2 protein-coding genes and 1 pseudogene are annotated in these 1,247 nt (G+C 60.5%); all 3 read left to right on the top strand.

Going from position 1 to position 1,247, the window contains the following annotated elements; genetic code table 11:
* Nucleotides 1-341: pseudogene (locus ACT8II_RS09210) on the top strand (phosphate acyltransferase PlsX); the annotation flags it as partial.
* Between the two features lie 178 nt (nucleotides 342-519).
* Entirely contained in the window at nucleotides 520-768 is a 249-nt protein-coding gene (locus ACT8II_RS09205) for a phosphopantetheine-binding protein (RefSeq protein ID WP_118653805.1), read from the top strand.
* A 3-nt stretch (nucleotides 769-771) separates the two neighbouring features.
* On the top strand, nucleotides 772-1,247 hold a 476-nt coding region (locus ACT8II_RS09200), incomplete at its 3' end, for a ribonuclease III family protein (RefSeq protein ID WP_443813929.1).

Below are 1,247 nucleotides of genomic sequence, written 5' to 3'. Positions count from 1 at the left end.
TCGATGTCGTCGTTTGCGATGGCTTTGCCGGCAATGTCGCCCTTAAGTCCATTGAGGGCGCGGCTAAGTTCATGATGCAGGAGCTCAAGAGCGGCCTCATGTCCTCGTTTCGGGGGAAGGTCGCCGCGCTTCTCATGAAGCCTGTTTTGCGTGGCCTCAAGCGCAAGCTGAGTGGTGATGCGAAGGGCGGTGCGGTGCTCTTGGGCCTTCGCGGTGTGGTGATGATCGGTCATGGCGCCACGAGCGTCGAGGCGGTTAAGAACGGCACGCTTGCCTGTGCCGCCGCGGCGCGCCAAGGGCTCGTCGATCGCGTGGCCGATTCCATGGGGGCCGTGGCCTAACAAAATCCCTTCGCCGTGCTCCCATGGCACGCAAAGCAGATGATCACTGGATCAAGGCGTCTCCGCTGACGGCGAGGGCGCGGCTTTGCTGTGTGTGCCGCCTTCGCTTAGGGTAAAATCATTTTCATATGTGGATGGACGACACCCGTGTGTCGTCCAAAGAGAAAGGGGCAGTGCCATGGCACTCGATCGCGCCGAGATCTTCGATAAAGTTTGCGATATCGCCGCCGACGTCCTCGGCGTCGAGGCCGGTGAGCTTTCCGAGGCCACCACGTTCGACGACCTCGATGCCAACTCCCTCGATCGTCTCCAGCTCGTGACCGCCATGGAAGACGAGTTCGACATTGAGATCGATGACGATAAGCTCATGGCCATCAACTCCGTCGCCGAGGCGATCGATGCCATCGAGCAGACCTTGGAGGCCTAGATCTTGTCCATTCGCGAGAAGCTCGATCGCGCGCAGGAGATCTGCGGGCATCAATTCAACGACATCTCGCTGCTGCGCAGCGCGGTCACGCATCCCTCAGCCGTTGAGGGGGAGCCCGTCTCGGCCTCGTATGAACGACTCGAGTTCCTAGGTGACTCCATTTTGGGCGCCGTTGTCGCCGTTTCCCTCTTTCAGACCTATACGGACTTTGACGAGGGCAAGCTCACGCGCCTCAAGGTGTCCCTCGTCTCAGGCACAACGCTTTCCGATGTGGGCCTTGAGCTCGGCATCGACAAGGTGATCATCCTGGGAGCCTCTGAACAGGGGACTGGCGCCCGCGGTATGCATTCCGCGCTCGAGAACGTCTACGAGGCCTTGGTGGGGGCACTGTACCTCGATGGCGGTTGGAGTGTGGCGGAAACATTCATCATGCGTACGCTCAAACCACACCTGGCGACCGAGCGCGCTGAGCACCCCAC

The sequence above is a fragment of the Collinsella sp. genome, assembly GCF_052346665.1.
Classification (GTDB): domain Bacteria; phylum Actinomycetota; class Coriobacteriia; order Coriobacteriales; family Coriobacteriaceae; genus Collinsella.
The sequence above is the reverse complement of the archived record's forward strand: the minus strand, read 5'-3'. Positions and strand labels throughout refer to the sequence as shown.